General features: G+C 48.4%; 1 protein-coding gene. It reads left to right on the forward strand.

The features are described from left to right. Positions 1 to 730: MATE family efflux transporter (locus R7Z50_RS27110; protein WP_318149700.1), on the forward strand; the 730-nt coding region annotated here is incomplete at both ends.

Below are 730 nucleotides of genomic sequence, written 5' to 3' on the forward strand. Positions count from 1 at the left end.
CCCGCTTTTCTTCTCTTCCAAACTCTGCGCAGCTTCACTGATGGTATGTCATTAACCAAACCAGCGATGGTGATTGGATTTATTGGTTTGCTGCTGAACATCCCGCTTAACTGGATTTTCGTTTACGGTAAATTTGGCGCGCCTGAGTTGGGTGGCGTAGGCTGTGGCGTAGCAACCACCATCGTATATTGGGTTATGTTCGCGTTGCTGTTGGCGTATGTGGTGACGTCATCACGACTAAAAAGCATCAATGTGTTTGGCGAATACCATAAACCACAATGGAAAGCGCAAGTTCGCCTGTTTAAACTGGGTTTCCCTGTTGCAGCTGCACTATTCTTTGAAGTAACACTGTTTGCTGTAGTGGCGCTGTTGGTATCACCACTTGGCCCAATCATCGTTGCGGCGCACCAAGTTGCGATTGACTTCTCTTCGTTGGTATTTATGTTGCCAATGAGTGTAGGTGCTGCGGTAAGTATTCGCGTTGGCCACCGTTTGGGTGAAGAAAATGTCGACGGTGCACGCGTTGCATCTCGCGTCGGTATTATGGTTGGTCTTGCTTTAGCAACGATTACAGCGATCATCACAGTACTGTCTCGAGAACTGATTGCTGAGCTTTACACCAATAACCCAGAAGTAATCACACTAGCGATGCAGTTATTGCTGTTTGCCGCGGTTTACCAATGCACAGACGCCGTTCAAGTCATCGCAGCCGGTGCACTTCGTGGCTACA

This window comes from Vibrio sp. 1249-1 (genome assembly GCF_033340495.1).